Source organism: Bradyrhizobium sp. RDM12 (genome assembly GCF_051917485.1).
Taxonomy (GTDB): domain Bacteria; phylum Pseudomonadota; class Alphaproteobacteria; order Rhizobiales; family Xanthobacteraceae; genus Bradyrhizobium.
In genome coordinates, this window is sequence record NZ_CM133064.1 from 1,907,210 (window position 1) to 1,925,821 (window position 18,612).

Below are 18,612 nucleotides of genomic sequence, written 5' to 3' on the forward strand. Positions count from 1 at the left end.
GATTTGATCCGGCGTGCTGCAAAGCACGCCGGATTTTTTGTGCCCGCTTGGGCCGCTTGACGCGCGTCGCGTTCACCGCCCATACCTCGCGCATTGCCCTGATCGGAGACGTGCCCATGGACCAGCAACTCATTGACCGCCTCGCCATCCGTGACCTCGTCGAGAACTGGGCGGTCTGGCGCGACGCCGGTGACTGGGAGCGCTTTGCAACGGTCTGGCACGAGGATGGCTGGATGTCGGCGACCTGGTTTCAGGGGCCGGCGCGGGATTTCATGCGCGTCAGCCAGGAGGGTTTTGCAAAGGGCGTGCGCATCCTGCATTTCCTCGGCGGCACCAGCATCGACCTTGCCGGCGAGCGGGCCATCGCGCAAACCAAGATGACGATCTCGCAGCGGGCCCCGGTGCACGACGTGCTCTGCGACGTCGTTTGCACCGGGCGCTTCTACGATTTCATGGAGAAGCGGCAGGGCAAATGGGGGATCGTCCGCCGCCAGCCGATCTACGAGAAGGACCGGATCGACCCGGTCGATCCCGCCGCAACCCTTCAACTCGACCAAAAGGCGCTCGCCGCACTGCCTGAGGGCTACCGCCACCTCGCCTACATGCAGGAGCTGATCGGCTACAAGGTCAAGCGCGACATGCCGGGCCTGATCGGTCCCGAGGTCGAAAAGCTCAATGGCGACGGGCGGGACTGGCTCGCGGGGAAGGCCAAATAGCCTGCAGGCAAAAGTGAACGCCAGACAAAAGTAAGGCGCGACTGGCATCACCACAGTCGCGCCCTACATCACCGGCTTATGGGGCAGGGGGGAATAGCCGGCTGCTGAGACGACTCCCCGGCGCGGGAGTCGTTCCAGGCGGCCTGCAAAATTTTTCGCAGGCACGTGCCGCCTCCGCACACGGTTAAGTGATCTTAACGTTTGGGAAACTCAGGCGCTCCCCTCGCGTTGTTCCCGCGACCGCCATGGGGCGAGGGGCCAACAGCCATGCCACAGCTTCAAAAGATGTTCTTTGGTGCCGTCGCACTCGTCGCGACGCTCGGCGCCGTCCAGGTTGGCGCGGTGCAACTGGGCTCCGGCCATGATCAGGCGGACCGCTGGCAGGTTCTGGCCAACCAGCCGGCTCCACCCTCAGGTGGCAGCGTTGCAGATCACAATGTCAATCGTGCCGCTAAGTCCGACCGGCTCGGGGACTTGAAGCCGGCGGCCGTTCCCACCCGCACTGTCTCGATGCGGCTGAACGATCTGGCGGACACGTCCGTGCTGCTCCGAGTCCCAGCGGTCACCGAGACCGGTAATGCCAAGCCGGCTCCCACGTTATTGAAGCCGGGCCGCAAGCCGACGATCGCGTGCGAGCCGATGGTCAGCTCCTGACCGAAGTCGCCAAGCTGCTGCAGCCGGGCCGCTGCGTGACCTGATCGGCGCCGTCCCTCATGCAAAACCGCCCGCCGGGCGGACGGTTTTGCATGTGCACTTGATCCCCTGTCGCCTCGCGTTATATCCCGGGTTTCCCCACTTTTGATTGACCGGGTAAATGCATGACGACGTCCGATACGGCCACGCATACGCAGCCTTTCCAGGCTGAGGTTTCCGAACTGCTGCACCTGATGGTGCACTCCGTTTATTCCGAGACCGACATCTTCCTGCGCGAGCTGGTCTCCAATGCCTCGGATGCCTGCGACAAGTTGCGCTATGAGGCGATCGCCAGTCCGGCCCTGCTGGGCGAGGGCGACGCCCTCAAGATCCGGATCGTCCCGAACAAGACGGCAGGGACGCTGACGATTGCCGACAACGGCATCGGGATGGAGCGGCAGGAGCTGATCGATCATCTCGGCACCATCGCCCGTTCCGGCACCAAGGCCTTCGTGTCGAAGCTGAAAGAGGCCAAGGACGGCCTCGGTCTGATCGGCCAGTTCGGCGTCGGCTTCTATTCCGCGTTCATGGTTGCCGAGAAGATCGTGGTCGTCAGCCGCCGCGCCGGCGAGAGCGATGTCTGGACCTGGACGTCATCAGGCGGCTCCGGCTTCGAGATCGCGCGCGCGAGCGACGAGGAGGCGGCTCGCGTGGCGCGCGGCACCGAAATCGTCTTGCACCTGAAGGACGATGCGAAGAAATATCTCGAGACCTACGAGATCGAGCGCATCGTTAGTGCTTATTCCGACAACATCCTGTTCCCGATCGAGCTCGTCCCGGAACAAGGCGAGCCGCGCCAGATCAACTCGGCGAGTGCGCTGTGGCAGCGCTCGAAATCCGAGCTTTCGACGGAGGACTACAAGAAGGCTTATCAGCAGATCGCGTCTGCCTTCGACGATCCCGCGATGACGCTGCATTATCGCGCAGAGGGCCGCTATTCCTACGCCGTGCTGCTGTTCGCGCCCTCGACAAAGCCGTTCGATCTGTTCGAGCCGAATCGCAAAGGACGCGTGAAGCTCTATGTCCGCCGCGTCTTCATCACCGATGACGCTGACCTGTTGCCGGGCTATCTGCGCTTCATCCGCGGCGTCGTCGACAGCGAGGATCTCCCGCTCAACATCTCGCGCGAGATGCTTCAGAACAACCCGCAGCTGATGCAGATCCGCAAGGCCGTGGCGACCCGCGTCGTCAACGAGCTCGAAAGCCTCGCCGAGAAGGATGCGGAGAATTTCGCAAAGATCTGGGACGCCTTCGGTGCGGTACTGAAAGAGGGCATCTATGAGGATTTCGAGCGCCGCGAAAAGCTGCTCGCGCTGTCTCGCTTTACCACCACGACCGGCGAGAAGCGCGCGCTCAAGGATGTCGTCGCCGGTTTCAAGCCGAACCAGACCGAGATCTACTATCTCGTCGGTGACAGCATCGATCGGCTGAAGTCCAGTCCGCGGCTGGAGGCCGCGACCGCGCGCGGCATCGAGGTGCTGCTGCTGTCCGATCCGGTCGATGCGTTCTGGACCTCGATGCCGACGGAGTTCGAGGGCAAGCCGCTGAAGTCGCTAAGCCAGGGCGATCTCAATCTCGACCTGATCCCGCGCGTCGACGAGAAGGATGAGGCGAAGAAGGACGAGCCCGAGGCAGACGAGGCCGCCACCATCGCAGTGATCAAGGCGGCGCTTGGTGAGCGCGTCAGCGACGTCAAGGCCTCGACCCGCCTCACCAGTTCCGCCTCCTGCCTCGTCGCCGACAGCCAGGGTCCGAGCCGCGAACTCGAGCGCATCCTGGCGCAGCAGAACCGCGGCATGCGCACCAAGCCGATCCTGGAGATCAACCTGCGCCATCCCATGGTCACGGCGATCACGAGGGCCCAGGCCGGCTCGAAGACGGTCGACGATCTCAGCCTGCTCCTGCTCGAACAGGCGCAGATTCTGGACGGCGAGCTGCCGGAGGATCCCGCCGCGTTTGCCGCGAGGCTGAACCGGCTGGTGCTGCAGGGGCTGGGCTAGCGCGAGCCCAGCCTACTCCGCCGCGTCCTTCTGCTCTTCGCTTTCGGCCTCCGCTTCCGGCTTTCTCTCCATCCAGCGTGACAGTGTGTTGGAGAAGCGGTCGAGGTAAAGGTAGACAACGGGCGTCGTGAACAAGGTCAGCGCCTGGCTGACCACGAGACCGCCGACCATGGCATAGCCGAGCGGTTGGCGGATCTCGGCGCCGGTGCCGGTGCCGAGCATCAGGGGGACGCCGCCGAGCAGCGCCGCCATCGTCGTCATCATGATCGGCCGGAAGCGCAGCAATGCGGCCTGGCGGATCGATTGCTCCGGCGTCAGATGCTGCTCGCGCTCGGCGGCGATGGCGAAGTCCACCATCATGATGCCGTTCTTCTTGACGATGCCGATCAGGAGGATGACCCCGATCAGGGCAATCAGGCTGAAATCAAAGCCGAACACCATCAGGATCGCGATCGCGCCGACGCCGGCCGACGGCAGCGTGGACAGGATGGTCAGCGGGTGGATATAGCTCTCGTACAGCACCCCCAGCACCAGATAGACCACGACGAGTGCGGCGAGAATCAGCATCGGTACGGTGCCGAGCGATTGCTGGAACGCTTGCGCGGTCCCCTGGAAGCTCATTGACAGCGTCGGTGGAGCGCCCATCTCGTCGACCGCGCGCATCACGGCGGCGGTGGCCTGTCCGAGCGCCACGCCTTCGGCAAGGTTGAAGCTGATCGTCACCGCCGGAAACTGGCTCTGATGCGCGATCGCGAGCGGCCGCACCGGTTCGTTGGTCCAACGACAGATGACGGAGAGCGGAACCTCATCGCCGGTCAGCGGCGACTTGATGTAGAGCTTATTGAGCGTGTCGAGCTTGCCCTGCAGTGCCGGCGTGATCTCGAGCACGACATGATAGCTGTTGGTCTGCGTGAAATATTGCGCCACCTGGCGCTGGCCGAAGGCGTCGTAGAGCGTGTCGTCGATCAACTGCGGCTGGATGCCGTAGCGTGCGGCGGTGTCGCGATCGATCGTGAGCTGCACCGTCGTGCCCTCGGTCTGCTGGTCGGTCGCGACGTCGCGAAGCTCCGGCAGGCCTCTCATCTCCGTCAGGATCTTCGGCGCCCATGCGTCCAGTTCGGCGAGATTGGCATCCTGAAGCGTGAACTCGAATTGGGTGCGGGTGGCGCGACCGCCGAGCCGCACGTCTTGCGAGGCCTGCATATAGAGGCGCGCGCCCTCGACCTTGGCGAGCTTCGGCCGCAGCCGCGCGATGATCTGTTGCGCATTGGCGTGGCGCTCCTCGAGCGGCTTCAGAGTGACATACATGCGTCCCGAATTGAGCGCCGTTCCACCCCCGCCGATGAACATCGCGATGGAATCGACGGCAGGGTCGGCCTGCACAATGGCATTGAGCTCCTCCTGCCGCCGCTTCATCTCGGCGAAGGAGATGTCCTGGGGCATTTCCGACACCGCGGTGAGGAAGCCGTTGTCCTGCTGCGGGAAGAAGCCTTTGGGGATCAGGATGAACAGCAGCGCCGACAGCGCGACGGTGGCGAAGAAAACGCAGAGGGTAACGAGGCTATGCCGCAGCGCGAGGTCGAGCCCGCGTTCATAGGCGCCAAGCAGGCGCTCGAACAGCCGCTCGCTCCATTGATAGAAGCGGCCGCCGCGGGCTTCGTGGTCGGAACGGAGAAAACGTGAGGCCATCATTGGCGTTAGGGTCAGCGACACCCCGAGCGAGACGAAGATCGCCATCGAGAGCGTCACCGCAAATTCGCGGAATAGCCGGCCGATAATGCCGCCCATCAGCAGCAGCGGTATCAGCACGGCGATCAGTGAGATGCTGATGGAGACGATGGTGAAGCCGATCTCGGCGGCGCCCTTGTAGGCGGCGGTAACCGGATTCTCGCCCCGCTCGACATAGCGCGTGATGTTCTCCAGCATCACGATGGCGTCGTCGACCACAAAGCCGACAGCGATGGTCAGCGCCATCAGCGAGAGATTGTCCAGCGAGTAGCCGAACACCCACATCAGCGAGCAGGCCCCGAGCAGGGCTAGCGGCACGGTGATGCTCGGGATGATCGTGGCCCAGAAACTGCGCAGGAAGATGAAGATCACCATCACCACCAGCGCGATGGTGATCATGAGCGTAATCTGCACGTCGTCGACCGCGGCGCGGATGGTGATGGTGCGGTCGCTGATGATCTTGATGCCGATCGCGGGCGGGATCGCCGCGATCAGCCGCGGCAGCTTCTGCTTGATGCGGTCGACCGTTTCGATGACGTTGGCGCCTGGCTGCTTGAAGATCACGAGGAACACGCCGCGCTTGCCGTCGGCCCAGGCCGCGGTCTTCATGTCCTCCGGTCCCGGCACCGCCTCGCCAATGTCACGAATCCGCAAAGGGGCCCCGTTACGATAGGCGACGATCACATCCTGCCACTGCGTAGCCTCGAGCAGCTGGTCGTTGGCGTAGACAGTGTAGGCGCGTCGCGTGCCGTCGATGTTGCCCTTCGGGCTGTCCGTCGTAGCGATCGCGATCTGGCTGCGCACGTCCTCCAGCGACAGTCCCTTGGCGACCAGCTTGGCCGGATCGACCTGGATGCGCACCGAGGGCTTCTGCTGCCCCCCGACAAACACCTGGGCGACACCGGGAATCTGGCTGATCTGCTGCGCGAGCTGGGCGTCGGTACGGTCGCTGACGGTGGTCAGGGGCAGCGTGTCGGACGTTGCCGACAGGATCATGATCGGCGAGTCCGCCGGGTTGACCTTCCGATAAGTCGGCGGTGAGGGGAGGTTCTTCGGCAATTGGCCGCTCGCCGCGTTGATCGCAGCCTGCACATCGTTGGCGGCGGCATCGATCAGGCGATTAAGATCGAACTGGATGGTGATCGATGCCGAGCCGAGCGAACTCGTCGACGTCATCTGCGTGATGCCGGGGATTTGCGCGAGCTGGCGCTCGAGCGGCTGCGCCACGGAGGAGGCCATGGTTTCGGGGCTGCCGCCCGGAAGCGACGCGGAGACCTGGATGGTCGGAAAGTCAACCTGCGGTAATGGCGCAACCGGCAGCAGGGGGTAGGCCACGAGGCCAACGAACAGGATGCCTGCCATCAGCAGCGAGGTGCCGATCGGATAGCGGATGAACGGAGACGAGATGCTCTCTTGCATGCTCTGGGACCACGGGTGGGCCAGCGCATCTTCGCCCCGCGCATGGTGGAGCCGCGCTCGCAGGATCGAGCGCGAATGTGCGTTTCCTTCGGCCCATATGTTTGTTGATTGCCCTGGAACATCATCGGTCCTGGGCCGGCGTCGTGATCGAAAGAGTAGTCCGTTCGCCCGGGCCTGCGAACGGATTCCTGCGCCAATGGCGTGCGACCTTTGTCGAAGGATGGCTCTAGCGCGATATGCGTTTAGTGCAGACCGGCTACGGAGCGCCTTCGCCGTTTCGGATCGTTACGGCGCCGTGTCGGATCGTTTTTGGTGCTTGTCACAAGCGGGAGAGGTATGAGCAGCGACGATCGCTTCTTTCGCGCTGTTGTGCCATATCGAAATGGCATAACGCCTGCCGTTGCTACCGATTCGAGGAAATGTCCGATGCGCCTGCCTGTCCTGACCCTCTCCGCCATTGCCACGCTGTTCGTAGCGGCAGATGCCAGCGCCCAGACCTATGATCCGCGCTACCCGGTGTGTATGCACGTCTACACGGGCGGAGGCGGCGGCTTTGGGGGTGGCGGCGGCGGCTATTTCGACTGCTCCTTCACGTCGCTGCCGCAGTGCCGTGCGACAGCGTCCGGCCTCGCGGCCAGCTGCGACGTCAATCCGTACTACGCTTTCGATGAGCCGCCGCCGCCACGCAAGCGTCACCGGAAGGCGCACTGACGGGCCGTACGACGGCATCCGGCCGGGCCGCGACCTATGACCTCAATCCGTATTACCGCGCAAACGTAACGCCGCCGCTTCATCAGCAAAGGCAGAACGCCCGCTCGCTTGTCATGATCCGGCCTTCCGCGATTGCGCCAGTTCAAGACGCATATCGGTGATCAGCCGCACGCTCCTGCTTCCGCTGGCGCGCATGGCTTGCGCCCGCGGGGAGGCTATTCCTTCTTGATCCCCGACAGCTCCACCACCTCGCGCCAGCGGTCGGTCTCTGCGGTCAGCATGCCGCCGAACTCGCCGGGATTGCCGTGCAGTGGGATCGCGCCGAGCTCGGCGATGCGGGTCCTGATCTCGGCGTCGGACAATGCCGTGTCGACCTCGCGATTGAGCAGGTCCACGATCTCCCGCGGCGTGCCGTAGGGAGCGCCGACGCCGTAGAATGAGGATGTCTCGTAGCCGGGAAGCGTGTCGGCGATCGGTGACACGTCAGGCAAAATCTCCGAGCGCTCGCGCGTGGTGACGCCGAGCGCGCGCAGCTTGCCCGCGCGCACCAGCTCGAAAGACGAGGTGACGTTGTCGAACATGCCCTGGATCTGGCCGCTCATGACGTCGGTCAGGCCCGGTGCGGAGCCGCGATAGGGCACGTGGGTGAACTGGATGCCGGCCATCGACTTGAACAGCTCACCGGAGAGATGCAGCGAGGTACCGATGCCGGACGAGGCAATCGACATCTTGCCGGGATTGGCCTTGGCGTAGGCGATGAATTCAGCGACGCTGTTCACCGGCAAATCGTTGTTGACCACCAGCACCAGCGGTATGCGCGCGACGCCCGCAACGGGTGCGATGCCTTTGGCGAAATCGTAAGGCAGCGCCGGATCGAACGACGCGTTGATCGCGTTGGCAGTCGAAGTCAGCAGCAGCGTGTAACCATCCGGCGCGGAGGTGATCACCGCCTGGGTGCCGATATTGCTGCCGGCGCCCGGCTTGTTCTCGACCACGAAGGCCTGGCCGAGCCGGTCGGACAGCCGCTGGCAGATCAGACGTGACAGCACGTCGGTGGCGCCGCCCGGTGCATAGGGCACCACCCATTTCACGCTGCGCGACGGATAGGACGGGTTGCCGATGGCAAGGGCGCGCGGAGCGATGAGCGTGGCCGCGGCACAGGCGGCGGTCTGAAGGAAATGTCGCTTGGTGATCATCGTGGCTTCCAGTTCATCTCTCGCGGCGAGGGGACGCGCGCAGCGCGCCCGAATGACTGGATTGCTGTCGCAAGAATCGCGCCTGGCCGCACCACGTTCCCGTCGGTTTGGTAAAGGATGATCGCAGTTAATCGAGAGCTAACCGAGTTTTACCTTGTCTCTTAACACCTGGGCAGGGCCCGCGAGCTAAGCTGCGGGGAACAAGCAGACACCGCCCCAAAGAATGAACGGCATGACCACCGGCGTCATCGAGCAACCGAAAGCGCGCGCCCCCTCGGCCTCAAAGATCTGGCTGAAGGCGATCGAGCTGACTGCGCGGATCGAGACGCTGCCGGGCCGCCTCTTCGCCGACGTTGTCGACGATTGGGCACGCCGCCAGCCCGATCGCGTCGCGCTGGTCACGGACGACGCAAGCGTCGACTATGACGGCCTGTCGAAGCGTATCAATCGCTATGCGCGCTGGGCACTCTCGGTCGGCCTCGCCAAAGGGGGTACCGTCGGCCTGATCATGCCGAACGGCATCAATTATGTCGCGGCCTGGCTCGGCATCAGCCGCGTTGGCGGCGTAGTGGCGCTGATCAATACCAGGCTTGTCGGTCCGTCCCTCGCGCATTGCCTCGATGTCGCAAAGCCCTCGCATATCATCGTTGCGCATGATTTCGCGGAGACGCTGGAGAGCGCAAAGCCGCATCTGAAGACCGACGCCAAGATCTGGACCCATGGCGATGCCCGCAACGAGCGCGCGATCGATGATGCGCTTGCCGCGCTCGATGACGGGGCGCTGTCGCCGGAGGAGCGCGGCGACGTCACCATCGACGACCGCGCGCTGCTGATCTACACCTCCGGTACCACCGGCCTGCCGAAGGCCGCCAGCATCAGCCATCGCCGCATCCTCAATTGGGGGTTCTGGTTCGCGGGCCTCACCTGCGCGACGCCGCAGGATCGGCTCTATGATTGCCTGCCGCTGTTCCACTCGGTCGGTGGCATCGTCGCGCCGTGCAGCATGCTCGCCGCCGGAGGATCGGTGGTGATCGCCGAGAAGTTTTCGGCCTCGAACTTCTGGCCCGACATCGTCCGGCACGACTGTACGCTGTTTCAGTACATCGGCGAGCTCTGCCGCTATCTGCTCAAGGCGCCGCCGTCGGAATACGAAAACCGGCACCGCCTGCGGCTGGTCTGCGGCAACGGCCTGCGCGGTGATATCTGGGAGGATTTCCAGAGCCGTTTCGCCATTCCCGGCATCCTCGAATTCTATGCCGCGACCGAAGGCAACTTCTCGCTGTTCAACGTCGAGGGCCAGCCGGGCGCCATCGGGCGCATCCCGCCGCTGCTCGCGCATCGCTTTCCCGCAGGCCTCGTCAAGCTCGATCCCGACAGCGGCGCGCCGCTGCGCAATGGCGATGGCTTCTGCATCGCCTGCGCGCGCGGTGAGGCCGGTGAGGCCATCGGCCGTATCGGCAAAGCGGACGAGGGCGGTGGCCGCTTCGAGGGTTATACCGACGCCGGCGAGACCGAGAAGAAAATCCTTCGCGACGTCTTCGCCAAGGGCGATGCCTGGTTTCGCACCGGCGATCTGATGCGGCTCGACGACAAGGGCTTCTTTCACTTCGTCGATCGCATCGGCGATACCTTCCGTTGGAAGGGCGAGAACGTCGCGACCTCCGAGGTCAACGATGCCGTGCGCGATTTCACCGGCGTGGTCGATGCCACCACCTATGGCATCAGCATTCCCGGCGCCGACGGCCGTGCCGGCATGAGCGCGATCGTCGTGAACGAGGGATTTGATGTCGAAGCGTTGGCCGCACACCTCGCGCAGCGCCTGCCGGTCTATGCCCGTCCTGTCTTCATCCGCATCTCGCGCGAGCTCGATGCGACCGAGACATTCAAGCAGAAGAAGGGCGAACTCGCGCGTGAGGGCTTCGACCCAGGCGCAATAGAAGACCCGATGTTCATGCTCGAGCCGAAATCCGGCGCCTATGTCACACTCGACTCCAGAGCTTTTGCGCAGATCGTGGACGGTACGATCAGGCTGTAGCGCTGCAAAATCGAAAGATGGGTCGAATTTTATCTGAATTGTCCAAGAGGCCATTTACTTCTGTCAGGTAAACACGGGGCATGGGAAGGCGGTCATCACGAGCCGCCGCAACACGTACGATTAACTAAGTAAGAGGCGAACCAGCCATGTCGGTACGATCCAAGGTCATTGAGGCGATTCAGCAGATCGCCAAGGAACAGCACGTCACGCTTCCTGCGCTCTCGGACGATCTGTACCTGCACGAGACGGGCTTTGACTCGCTCGCTTTCGCGATCCTGGTCGCGCGTCTCGAGGATGAGACCGGCGTCGATCCCTTCACCATTTCCGAGGACGCAGCGTTCCCCGCCACCGTGGGCGATTTCGTGCGGGCCTACGAAAATGTCCCCGCGTGAGATCTTTGCGCTCCGTGACCATCTCGGCGCGGAGCTGACCGGCCGTACGCTGTCGGATGCGCACCATGTTGTGTCGCTGACCGCTATCTTGTCGCAGACCGTCCTCGGCGGCCGCCTGCGCGAGCTGTCCGGACGCGCGGTCTTGCTGAAGCTGTCGGACCAGCTCCGCTCGGGCCTCGCCATGATCGAGCTCGACGGTATCGTCCGCCGCATGTTGCTGTGCCCGCCGGATCTCAACCCGGCGCATCTGGACGCCCTGATCGCGGATGCGGGGATCGATGCTGTCGTTACCGACGAGCCTGATCGCTGGGCCGCGACCGGCGTGTCGCTGGTCGTTACTGCGCAATTGCCGCTTCAACCCACCGCGCCTGCGCAGACCGAGCGCGCGACCGAATGGCTGATGCTCACCTCCGGCACATCAGGCGTGCCGAAAATCGTCGGCCATACGCTGGAAGCACTCACCGGTGCGATCGTCGCCGAAGGCCCCGCCAAGGACCCGCGCCGGTCTGGGCTACGTTCTATGACATCCGCCGCTATGGCGGCCTGCAGATCTTCCTTCGCGCCGTGCTCTCCGGGGGCTCGATGGTGCTGTCGGACCCGCACGAGGCGCTCACCGATCACGTTGCCCGGCTGAACGCGCGCGGGGTCTCCCACATCTCCGGCACGCCCTCGCATTGGCGCAAGCTCCTGATGAGCGGCTCCGCGGCGCAGTTTGCGCCGGCTTATGTTCGCCTCTCCGGCGAGATCGCCGACCAGGCGGTGCTCGACGGGCTCAAGGCGGCATTCCCCCGTTCCTCCGTCGGTCATGCCTATGCCTCGACCGAGGCCGGCGTCGGCTTCGCCGTCGATGACGGCCTCGAAGGTTTTCCGGCGAACTATCTCGGCAACCGTAACGGCGTCGAGATGAAGGTTGTCGAAGGTTCGCTGCGGATCCGTTCGACGCGCACCGCACATGCCTATATCGGCCGCAATGCGGCCGCGCTCACCGACGGCGACGGTTTCGTCGACAGTGGCGATATCGTCGAACTGCGCGGCGACCGCTATTATTTCGTCGGCCGCCGCGGCGGCATCATCAATATCGGGGGGCTGAAAGTTCACCCGGAAGAAATTGAAGCGGCGATCAACCGTCATCCCGACGTGCGAATGTCGCGGGCGAAATCGCGGCGGAGCCCGATCACGGGCGGCATCGTCGTCGCCGATGTGATCCTTGCCGACGGCACCGACCAGGCACGCGCGAAGGAAATTCGCGACCAGATCCTGGATCAGTGCCGCGCGCAGCTGGCGTCCCACAAGGTGCCGGCGGTGATCCGCTTCGTCGAGGCGCTCGACGTCACCCCGGCCGGCAAACTGGCGCGTACCGATGCATAATGTCCTCGTCACCGGCGGCAGCCGCGGCATCGGCCTTGCGATTGGCAAGCGTCTGGTCGGCGCCGGCTACAACGTGATCGCGGCCGCGCGACGCGAGAGCGACGAGCTCAAGGCCGCGATCGCCGGGTCAGAGGGACGTCTGCATTTCCGCGCCTGCGACCTTGCGGTGATCGATGCGATCCCGGCTTTCGCAAAGCTCCTGCGTGATGAGTTCGGCCCGACCTACGGTCTCGTCAACAATGCCGGTCTCGGCACCGAGGGCCTGCTCGCCACCATGCACAATTCGGAGATCGAGGCGCTGGTGCAGCTCAACGTGCTGTCGCCGATTATCCTCACCAAATATGTCGCACGCCAGATGATGGCCGATGGTGCTGGCCGCATCATCAACATCTCCTCGATCATCGCGACGACGGGCTATAATGGCCTCTCGGTCTATGGCGCGACCAAGGCCGCCGCCACCGGCTTCACCCGATCGCTCGCGCGCGAGGTCGGCAAGCTCGGCATCACCGTGAACGCGATCGCGCCCGGCTTCATCGTTACCGAGCTGACGCATGATCTCTCCGACGAAAGCCGCAAGCGCATCGCCGGCCGTAGCGCGCTGCGCCGCCTGCCGGAGACCGAGGATGTCGCGCGCATGGTGGAATATCTGCTCGGCGAGGGCGGCCGCAACGTGACCGGCACCGTGTTCACGATCGACGCCGGGAATACGGCTTAAGACGGAACTCTGCCGTCGCAATCGGGTTGATCCGGCGCAATGACATCACGCCGGATTTGGTTGTAAGATGCTCCGTCATCGATTGGGTTACGTCAATCGAACTGCCCTAAACGGCAAGGAGCAGTCCATGGCCTCTCAGAATATGGCCTCTCAAAATATCGCCTTTCAAAATATGGCCACGTCAAGCACCCCCGTTGCGAGCCACGGCCGTACGTCTATGGAGCCATTGCCCACGAAACTGGACGAGGCCCGTTGCGCGCCGATGTCGCATCAAAACTCCGGCAGCCACGGCCACGAAATTTATCCGCAGCAATTCGTGCGGCTAATCGGCTGTCATGAAGCCTTGCGCAAGCGCGCGAGCGAAAATCTGCATTAGGCGATAGCGCGGGGCTGCGTCGCCTCGGCGATTGCATTTGATTATGCTTGCCGGCGTGAGCAGGCATCTTGTTGTCGAGCCCGTTTCGGCCAATGATGCCCTGCCTTTTCGGGGAGCCGGCTGGCGAACCCAAACCGGTCCCGCCACGTATCTCGTCTCACCTGCAACCCGACCGGCTCCTGCAATGAGCGCCGCTTCCTTCTACGGCAGCATCCCTGTTTTCCGCGGCTTCACCAGCCTGATGGAGCCCGAGCTCTATTCCCGCTGCCGGAGGACTGGAGCGTCGGCGTCGCCGACATCGTCGATTCCACCAAGGCGATCGCGGCGCAACACTACAAGGCGGTCAACATGGCTGGGGCTGCCGTGATTGCGGCGGTGACGAACGCGCTGGAAGGACGCGAATTTCCTTTCGTGTTCGGCGGCGACGGCGCCGGTTTTGCCGTCGCGCCGGCGGATCTCGTGGCGTCGCGCGAAGCTTTGGCTGCAACGGCGACCTGGGTGCGGGAAGACCTCGATCTTAAAATGCGCGTCGCGCTCGTGCCGGTGAGCGCCATCCGAGGGCAGGGTCTCGACGTGCGTGTGGCGCGCTTCGGTCCGTCGGCTAATCTATCCTATGCGATGTTCTCCGGCGGCGGGCTCGCCTGGGCCGACGCCGCGATGAAGCGCGGCGAGTTCGCCGTCGCTGAGGCGCCCTCAGGCACGCAGCCCGATCTCTCCGGCCTCTCCTGCCGCTTCGAGGTGATGCCGGCCTCGCGCGGGCTGATCCTCTCGGTGCTGGTGATGCCGGCAAGCGGCACCGACCCCCAGGCCTTTCGCAAGGTGATCGAGGACATCATCCATCTTGTCGAGCGCAGTCCGGATTCCGGCCGTCCCGTGCCACCGCAGGGGCCGCCGCTGAAATGGCCTCCGCAAGGCCTGGACTACGAGGCGCGGGCGATCCGTGGCGGGTCGTTGCTCAAGCGCCGCGCCGGTCTGCTCGCCTATACGTTCTTCGCCTATGTCCTGATGCGCTTCGACATCAAGGCCGGCGGCTTCCTTCGAAGGTCTACAAGCGCCAGGTCGTCGAGAATTCCGACTTTCGAAAATATGATGACGGCCTGCGCATGATCCTCGACTGCACGCCGGAGCTCGAGCGCGCCTTGAGCGATGCTCTTGCGGCCGCTGCGCGCGATGGCGTCGTGCGCTACGGGCTTTATCAGCAGGATGCCGCGATGATGACCTGCTTCACGCCCTCGGCGCTGCGCAGCGACCACGTGCACTTCATCGATGGCGCGCGTGGCGGCTACGCCTCGGCGGCGACGGCCTTGAAGGCGATGGTGGTGGCCGCGACCTAGCGTCCCGCCCGCGTCCAGGTCTCGCCGCCGCAGAGCGCGCCCACGCAGCCTTCGACGCGCAGCGTCTCGGCTGATGTCACGGAGACGCTGCTTGCATAGGTGCTGCCGTCATCCGCATTGTAGATCTGGCCCGACCATTTGTTCGGTCCTGCTGGCTGCATGCCGGAGAACAGCGGCAAGCCGATCATCGGCCGCTTGGCGAGTGCGGGATTGGGATTCTTGCTGTCGGTCGCGGGCTGGCCGGTCGCGGTGTCGTATGGTTCACGCAACCACACGATGACGCCACAAATGCCGCCGCCGCATTTGCTGATCCTGACGCGGGCATCGCCGGCCTGGGTGAGCCAGGTCCCGCTCGCGTCAGCACTTTGCGCACGCGCGGCCGTCATGCCGGACAGCGCACCCAGGAGCACGGAGAGGACGACGAATCTGCGGGACATGGAAGGGCCTCGAAATGGAGGCGTCTCCATAGCAGCAAATCAGAATCGTGCAACGCCTGATGGAATCACATTCCTGGCTCATTTGCCCCAGTGAATAGTTCACCACGGCAGGCCGCAGAGGTCGATGGTGCCGAGCGTCGGCGCACGGACGATGTCGAACACGTAGGGCGCCATCTGTGTGAAGCGGACGCGGCCCTCCGGCTGCTCGCAATAGATGTCGCCGGTGAAGGCGCGCCATTTGCGGGCCTCGTAGAACGCGACATTGTGCGGCTCGCAGAACAGCATCGCGAAGCGAACCGCCTCGTTGGCGCGCATCGTATGCACCGCCGCGTCGATCGCCATGGTGGCATAGCCGCGGCGCCGGCGATCCTCACGCGTAGAGACGCCGCCGATGCCGCCGACATGCGCCTTCTGTCCATTCCAGGTGATGGTGCGGAAATAGATGCCGACGTGGCAAACAAGGCCGTCCTCAGGCGTCTCGATCAACACGCGCAGATCGGCATGGGCCTATTTGATGTGGCTCCAGGACGGCTGCTCGGCGGCGTCGCGCCCCCAGACTGCGCTGAGTAACGGTTGTGCGATCGGCCAGGAGGCGTCGCCGTTCAAAATGTCGATTTCGATGCTCATGGCTTTCGCAGCTCTGCTCCGTGGCGCATTCGTTCTGATATAAGCGCTTCAAAGGCAATGATATTTTTCGAGGACATGAAAGTTGTGCAGACACGCCATGCCGTCGCAATCGCGCCTTTTCGCAAATTGACCGTATTTAACGGCGCAGGAACCTTCTATAAGGGGTGATCGTTAGAACACGTTCCCCACCAGTTGCGGACAAGAACCCATGACATTCACGCTGCCCCCCCTCCCTTACGCCTATGACGCCCTCGGCCAGTTCATGTCGAAGGAGACGCTGGAATTCCACCACGACAAGCATCATCAGGCCTACGTCACCAATGGCAACAACGCGCTCAAGGGCACCGAATGGGAAGGCAAGTCCCTTGAAGAGATCGTCAAGGGCTCGTTCGGCAAGAACCCTGCGGTGTTCAACAACGCCGGCCAGCACTACAACCACATCCATTTCTGGAGCTGGATGAAGCCCAATGGCGGCGGCTCCAAGCTGCCGGGCAAACTCGAGAAGAAGATCAACGAGGACCTCGGCGGCTTCGAGAAGTTCAAGACGGACTTCCAGGCGGCCGGTGTTGGCCAGTTCGGCTCCGGCTGGGCCTGGCTCCAGGTCAAGAACGGCAAGCTCGAAATCGCCAAGACCCCGAACGGCGAGAATCCGCTGGTGCACGGCGCGACCCCGATCCTCGGCGTCGACGTCTGGGAGCACTCCTACTACATCGATTATCGCAACCGCCGTCCCGACTATCTCAAGGCGTTTGTCGAGAACCTCGTGAATTGGGAATACGTCGAGTCCCTGTTCGACAAAGTCTGAGATTTTTACTCCGTCAATCCGGGATGGTGCGTTAGCACCAGATCCGGAATCTCGAGATTCCGGGTTCGGCTTCGCCGCTCAGGAATGACGGAAATAACCGGGGCGGTCGCTCACGCTGCCGCCTCTTTGCTGTGTGGAATGGCCCTGCGTGACGGCCGTGGACAGACGTAATGTTATAATATAACGTCTTGGGTATGGTTCCCGCCGCGTCCCACGCCCATCATCCCGACGATGCTCATGGCCACTCCTATGGCCATTCGCACGGGCACGACCACAGCCACGCCCATGTCCACGACGCGGCCTCTCCGCACCCGGCCCAGGACGCGCCCTGGTCGATCCTGCGCATGACCGTGGCCGGCCGCCTCGCGGCAGCCGTCGCCGTCTGCACCGTGCTCTGGGGCGTCGTCTGGCTTGCGATGAGGTGACCATGGCAGCGCTCCACTTTCACAATGTCACGCTGGGCTATGACCGCCATCCGGCCGTGCACCATCTCAACGGCGAGGTCGCGTCCGGCGCGCTGGTCGCCGTGATCGGCCCCAACGGCGCCGGCAAGTCGACGCTGCTGCGCGGCATCGTCGGCATTCTCCGGCCGCTCGACGGCAGCATCCATCTCGGCGGGCTCGATAGCCGCGATATCGCCTATCTGCCGCAGAGCGCCGACATCGACCGTAGCTTTCCAATCTCGGTGTTCGATTTCGTCGGCACCGGGCTGTGGCGCGCGGCCGGCCTGTTCGGCGGCATCAGCAAGGCTGCGCGCGAAAAGATCCTTCGCGCGATCGCTTCGGTTGGCCTCAACGGTTTCGAGAACCGTCCGATCGGCACGCTCTCGGGCGGGCAGATGCAGCGCGTGCTGTTTGCGCGCGTGCTGCTCCAGGATGCACGCCTGATCGTGCTCGACGAGCCTTTCAACGCCATCGACAGCAAGACCGCGGCCGACCTGCTCGTGCTGGTGAAGCATTGGCACCGCGAGGGCCGCACCGTGCTCGCGGCGCTGCACGACATGGAGATGGTGCGCACCCATTTCAGTGAGACGCTGGTGCTGGCCCGCGGCCCCGTGGCCTGGGGACCGACGGCGGAAGTGCTCACGCCGGAAAACCTGCTGGTCGCGATGCGGATGTGCGAAGCTTTCGACGACAGTGCGGCGGCCTGCGCGGCCGACGATCCCCGCTCGCGGGCGGCGTGATCCCAGATGGTCTATGACGCGCTGATCGGTCCGTTCGCCGAATTCGAGTTCATGCGGCGAGCGCTCGCCGCAGTGATCGCGCTGTCGTTGGCGGGCGCGCCGATCGGCGTGTTTCTGATGTTGCGGCGGATGAGCCTCGTCGGTGACGCCATGGCGCACGCAATCCTGCCGGGCGCCGCCGTCGGTTTCCTGCTCTCCGGCCTCAATCTGTTCGCGATGACCGCCGGCGGCCTGATCGCCGGCTTTGCCGTCGCAATCCTCGCCGGCGTGGTCGCGCGCTCGACCGGATTGAAGGAGGACGCCTCGCTCGCGACCTTCTATCTGGCCTCGCTGGCGCTGGGCGTCACCATCGTCTCGATCAAGGGCACCAATATCGACCTGCTCCACGTGCTGTTCGGCAACATTCTCGCGATGGACGACCAGACGCTGCTGGTCGTCGCCTTCAACGCCACGGTCACGCTGCTGGTGCTGGCGGTGATCTATCGCCCCCTGGTGATCGAGAGCGTCGATCCGCTATTCCTGCGAACGGTCAGCCGCGCCGGCGGCCCGGCGCATCTCGCCTTCCTCGCGCTGGTCGTCATCAACCTCGTCAACGGCTTTCAGGCGCTCGGCACGTTGCTTGCGGTGGGCCTGATGATCCTGCCGGCGGGTATTGCGCGGTTCTGGTCGCGCGATCTCACGGTGATGATCTGTCTTGCCGTCGTCGCCGCCGCGGTCTCGGGCTATGCCGGCCTCGTGCTGTCGTTCCAGACCCGCGTACCGTCGGGCCCTGCTATCATTCTGGTGGCGACGGTGTTCTACATGGTCTCTGTCCTGTTCGGCCGGGTCGGCGGCATCGTCCGGCAGCTGTTTCCGGGCCGGCATCTGGAAGCATGAC

At 64.0% G+C, this 18,612-nt stretch carries 14 protein-coding genes and 4 pseudogenes; 14 read left to right on the forward strand and 4 right to left on the reverse strand.

Features of this window, described 5'->3' with window-relative positions; all coding sequences use genetic code 11:
* The first annotated feature begins 116 nt into the window (after positions 1-116).
* From ACTGJ9_RS09085 to htpG, 3 genes and pseudogenes are all read left to right on the forward strand, one after another.
* Positions 117-716, forward strand: a complete 600-nt coding sequence (locus ACTGJ9_RS09085) for a nuclear transport factor 2 family protein (RefSeq protein ID WP_456676779.1) — start codon at positions 117-119, stop codon at positions 714-716.
* 267 nt (positions 717-983) lie between these two features.
* Positions 984-1,414 (forward strand): annotated as a pseudogene (locus tag ACTGJ9_RS09090) (hypothetical protein).
* Between the two features lie 120 nt (positions 1,415-1,534).
* A complete protein-coding gene (htpG, locus tag ACTGJ9_RS09095) occupies positions 1,535-3,409 on the forward strand; it encodes a molecular chaperone HtpG (RefSeq protein ID WP_456676780.1) in 1,875 nt (624 codons plus the stop codon).
* A 12-nt stretch (positions 3,410-3,421) separates the two neighbouring features.
* On the opposite strand, the gene ACTGJ9_RS09100 is transcribed toward htpG, so the two are convergent.
* Entirely contained in the window at positions 3,422-6,556 is a 3,135-nt protein-coding gene (locus tag ACTGJ9_RS09100; RefSeq protein WP_456676781.1) for a multidrug efflux RND transporter permease subunit, read from the reverse strand.
* Between the two features lie 426 nt (positions 6,557-6,982).
* Here ACTGJ9_RS09100 and ACTGJ9_RS09105 point away from each other — a divergent pair, with 426 nt between their 5' ends.
* A complete protein-coding gene (locus ACTGJ9_RS09105) occupies positions 6,983-7,267 on the forward strand; it encodes a DUF3551 domain-containing protein (protein WP_456676782.1) in 285 nt (94 codons plus the stop codon).
* A 215-nt stretch (positions 7,268-7,482) separates the two neighbouring features.
* Here ACTGJ9_RS09105 and ACTGJ9_RS09110 read toward each other — a convergent pair whose 3' ends face one another.
* Positions 7,483-8,463: a Bug family tripartite tricarboxylate transporter substrate binding protein gene (locus ACTGJ9_RS09110; RefSeq protein WP_456676783.1), complete on the reverse strand. Its 981-nt coding sequence runs from the start codon at positions 8,461-8,463 to the stop codon at positions 7,483-7,485.
* 223 nt (positions 8,464-8,686) lie between these two features.
* On the opposite strand from ACTGJ9_RS09110, the gene ACTGJ9_RS09115 reads away from it, so the two are divergent.
* From ACTGJ9_RS09115 to ACTGJ9_RS09140, 6 genes and pseudogenes are all read left to right on the forward strand, one after another.
* Complete coding sequence (locus ACTGJ9_RS09115; RefSeq protein WP_456676784.1) at positions 8,687-10,498, forward strand: long-chain-acyl-CoA synthetase; 1,812 nt, start codon at positions 8,687-8,689, stop codon at positions 10,496-10,498.
* Positions 10,499-10,644: 146 nt separating this feature from the next.
* Positions 10,645-10,890, forward strand: a complete 246-nt coding sequence (locus ACTGJ9_RS09120; RefSeq protein WP_456676785.1) for an acyl carrier protein — start codon at positions 10,645-10,647, stop codon at positions 10,888-10,890.
* Positions 10,877-12,258, forward strand: a pseudogene (locus ACTGJ9_RS09125) (class I adenylate-forming enzyme family protein). Before ACTGJ9_RS09120 ends, ACTGJ9_RS09125 begins: the two are co-directional and overlap by 14 nt.
* Positions 12,251-12,973: an SDR family NAD(P)-dependent oxidoreductase gene (locus tag ACTGJ9_RS09130; protein ID WP_456676786.1), complete on the forward strand. Its 723-nt coding sequence runs from the start codon at positions 12,251-12,253 to the stop codon at positions 12,971-12,973. The pseudogene ACTGJ9_RS09125 and the gene ACTGJ9_RS09130 overlap by 8 nt, the downstream one beginning before the upstream one ends.
* Positions 12,974-13,100: 127 nt before the next feature.
* Positions 13,101-13,349: a hypothetical protein gene (locus tag ACTGJ9_RS09135; RefSeq protein ID WP_456676787.1), complete on the forward strand. Its 249-nt coding sequence runs from the start codon at positions 13,101-13,103 to the stop codon at positions 13,347-13,349.
* A 297-nt stretch (positions 13,350-13,646) separates the two neighbouring features.
* A pseudogene (locus ACTGJ9_RS09140) lies at positions 13,647-14,683 on the forward strand (DUF3095 domain-containing protein).
* Here ACTGJ9_RS09140 and ACTGJ9_RS09145 read toward each other — a convergent pair.
* Entirely contained in the window at positions 14,680-15,120 is a 441-nt protein-coding gene (locus tag ACTGJ9_RS09145; RefSeq protein WP_456676788.1) for a DUF2147 domain-containing protein, read from the reverse strand. The pseudogene ACTGJ9_RS09140 and the gene ACTGJ9_RS09145 overlap by 4 nt on opposite strands.
* Positions 15,121-15,219: 99 nt before the next feature.
* Positions 15,220-15,747, reverse strand: a pseudogene (locus ACTGJ9_RS09150) (GNAT family N-acetyltransferase).
* A gap of 208 nt (positions 15,748-15,955) precedes the next feature.
* On the opposite strand from ACTGJ9_RS09150, the gene ACTGJ9_RS09155 reads away from it, so the two are divergent.
* The 4 genes from ACTGJ9_RS09155 (at position 15,956) to ACTGJ9_RS09170 (ending at position 18,611) form a co-directional block, all read left to right on the forward strand.
* Complete coding sequence (locus tag ACTGJ9_RS09155) at positions 15,956-16,552, forward strand: superoxide dismutase (RefSeq protein WP_456676789.1); 597 nt, start codon at positions 15,956-15,958, stop codon at positions 16,550-16,552.
* 194 nt (positions 16,553-16,746) lie between these two features.
* On the forward strand, positions 16,747-16,977 hold the full coding sequence (locus tag ACTGJ9_RS09160; protein ID WP_456678477.1) for a hypothetical protein: 231 nt from the start codon (positions 16,747-16,749) through the stop codon (positions 16,975-16,977).
* A gap of 2 nt (positions 16,978-16,979) precedes the next feature.
* Positions 16,980-17,735, forward strand: a complete 756-nt coding sequence (locus ACTGJ9_RS09165; RefSeq protein WP_456676790.1) for a metal ABC transporter ATP-binding protein — start codon at positions 16,980-16,982, stop codon at positions 17,733-17,735.
* Between the two features lie 6 nt (positions 17,736-17,741).
* Positions 17,742-18,611: a metal ABC transporter permease gene (locus tag ACTGJ9_RS09170; RefSeq protein WP_456676791.1), complete on the forward strand. Its 870-nt coding sequence runs from the start codon at positions 17,742-17,744 to the stop codon at positions 18,609-18,611.
* Position 18,612 lies beyond the last annotated feature (1 nt).

Bases quoted from the DNA above. Each gene is read 5' to 3' on its own strand.
- ACTGJ9_RS09085 (WP_456676779.1), top strand. From the start codon at position 117: ATGGACCAGCAACTCATTGACCGCCTCGCCATCCGTGACCTCGTCGAG.
- htpG (WP_456676780.1), top strand. From the start codon at position 1,535: ATGACGACGTCCGATACGGCCACGCATACGCAGCCTTTCCAGGCTGAG.
- ACTGJ9_RS09100 (WP_456676781.1), bottom strand. From the start codon at position 6,556: ATGCAAGAGAGCATCTCGTCTCCGTTCATCCGCTATCCGATCGGCACC.
- ACTGJ9_RS09105 (WP_456676782.1), top strand. From the start codon at position 6,983: ATGCGCCTGCCTGTCCTGACCCTCTCCGCCATTGCCACGCTGTTCGTA.
- ACTGJ9_RS09110 (WP_456676783.1), bottom strand. From the start codon at position 8,463: ATGATCACCAAGCGACATTTCCTTCAGACCGCCGCCTGTGCCGCGGCC.
- ACTGJ9_RS09115 (WP_456676784.1), top strand. From the start codon at position 8,687: ATGAACGGCATGACCACCGGCGTCATCGAGCAACCGAAAGCGCGCGCC.
- ACTGJ9_RS09120 (WP_456676785.1), top strand. From the start codon at position 10,645: ATGTCGGTACGATCCAAGGTCATTGAGGCGATTCAGCAGATCGCCAAG.
- ACTGJ9_RS09130 (WP_456676786.1), top strand. From the start codon at position 12,251: ATGCATAATGTCCTCGTCACCGGCGGCAGCCGCGGCATCGGCCTTGCG.
- ACTGJ9_RS09135 (WP_456676787.1), top strand. From the start codon at position 13,101: ATGGCCTCTCAGAATATGGCCTCTCAAAATATCGCCTTTCAAAATATG.
- ACTGJ9_RS09145 (WP_456676788.1), bottom strand. From the start codon at position 15,120: ATGTCCCGCAGATTCGTCGTCCTCTCCGTGCTCCTGGGTGCGCTGTCC.
- ACTGJ9_RS09155 (WP_456676789.1), top strand. From the start codon at position 15,956: ATGACATTCACGCTGCCCCCCCTCCCTTACGCCTATGACGCCCTCGGC.
- ACTGJ9_RS09160 (WP_456678477.1), top strand. From the start codon at position 16,747: ATGGTTCCCGCCGCGTCCCACGCCCATCATCCCGACGATGCTCATGGC.
- ACTGJ9_RS09165 (WP_456676790.1), top strand. From the start codon at position 16,980: ATGGCAGCGCTCCACTTTCACAATGTCACGCTGGGCTATGACCGCCAT.
- ACTGJ9_RS09170 (WP_456676791.1), top strand. From the start codon at position 17,742: ATGGTCTATGACGCGCTGATCGGTCCGTTCGCCGAATTCGAGTTCATG.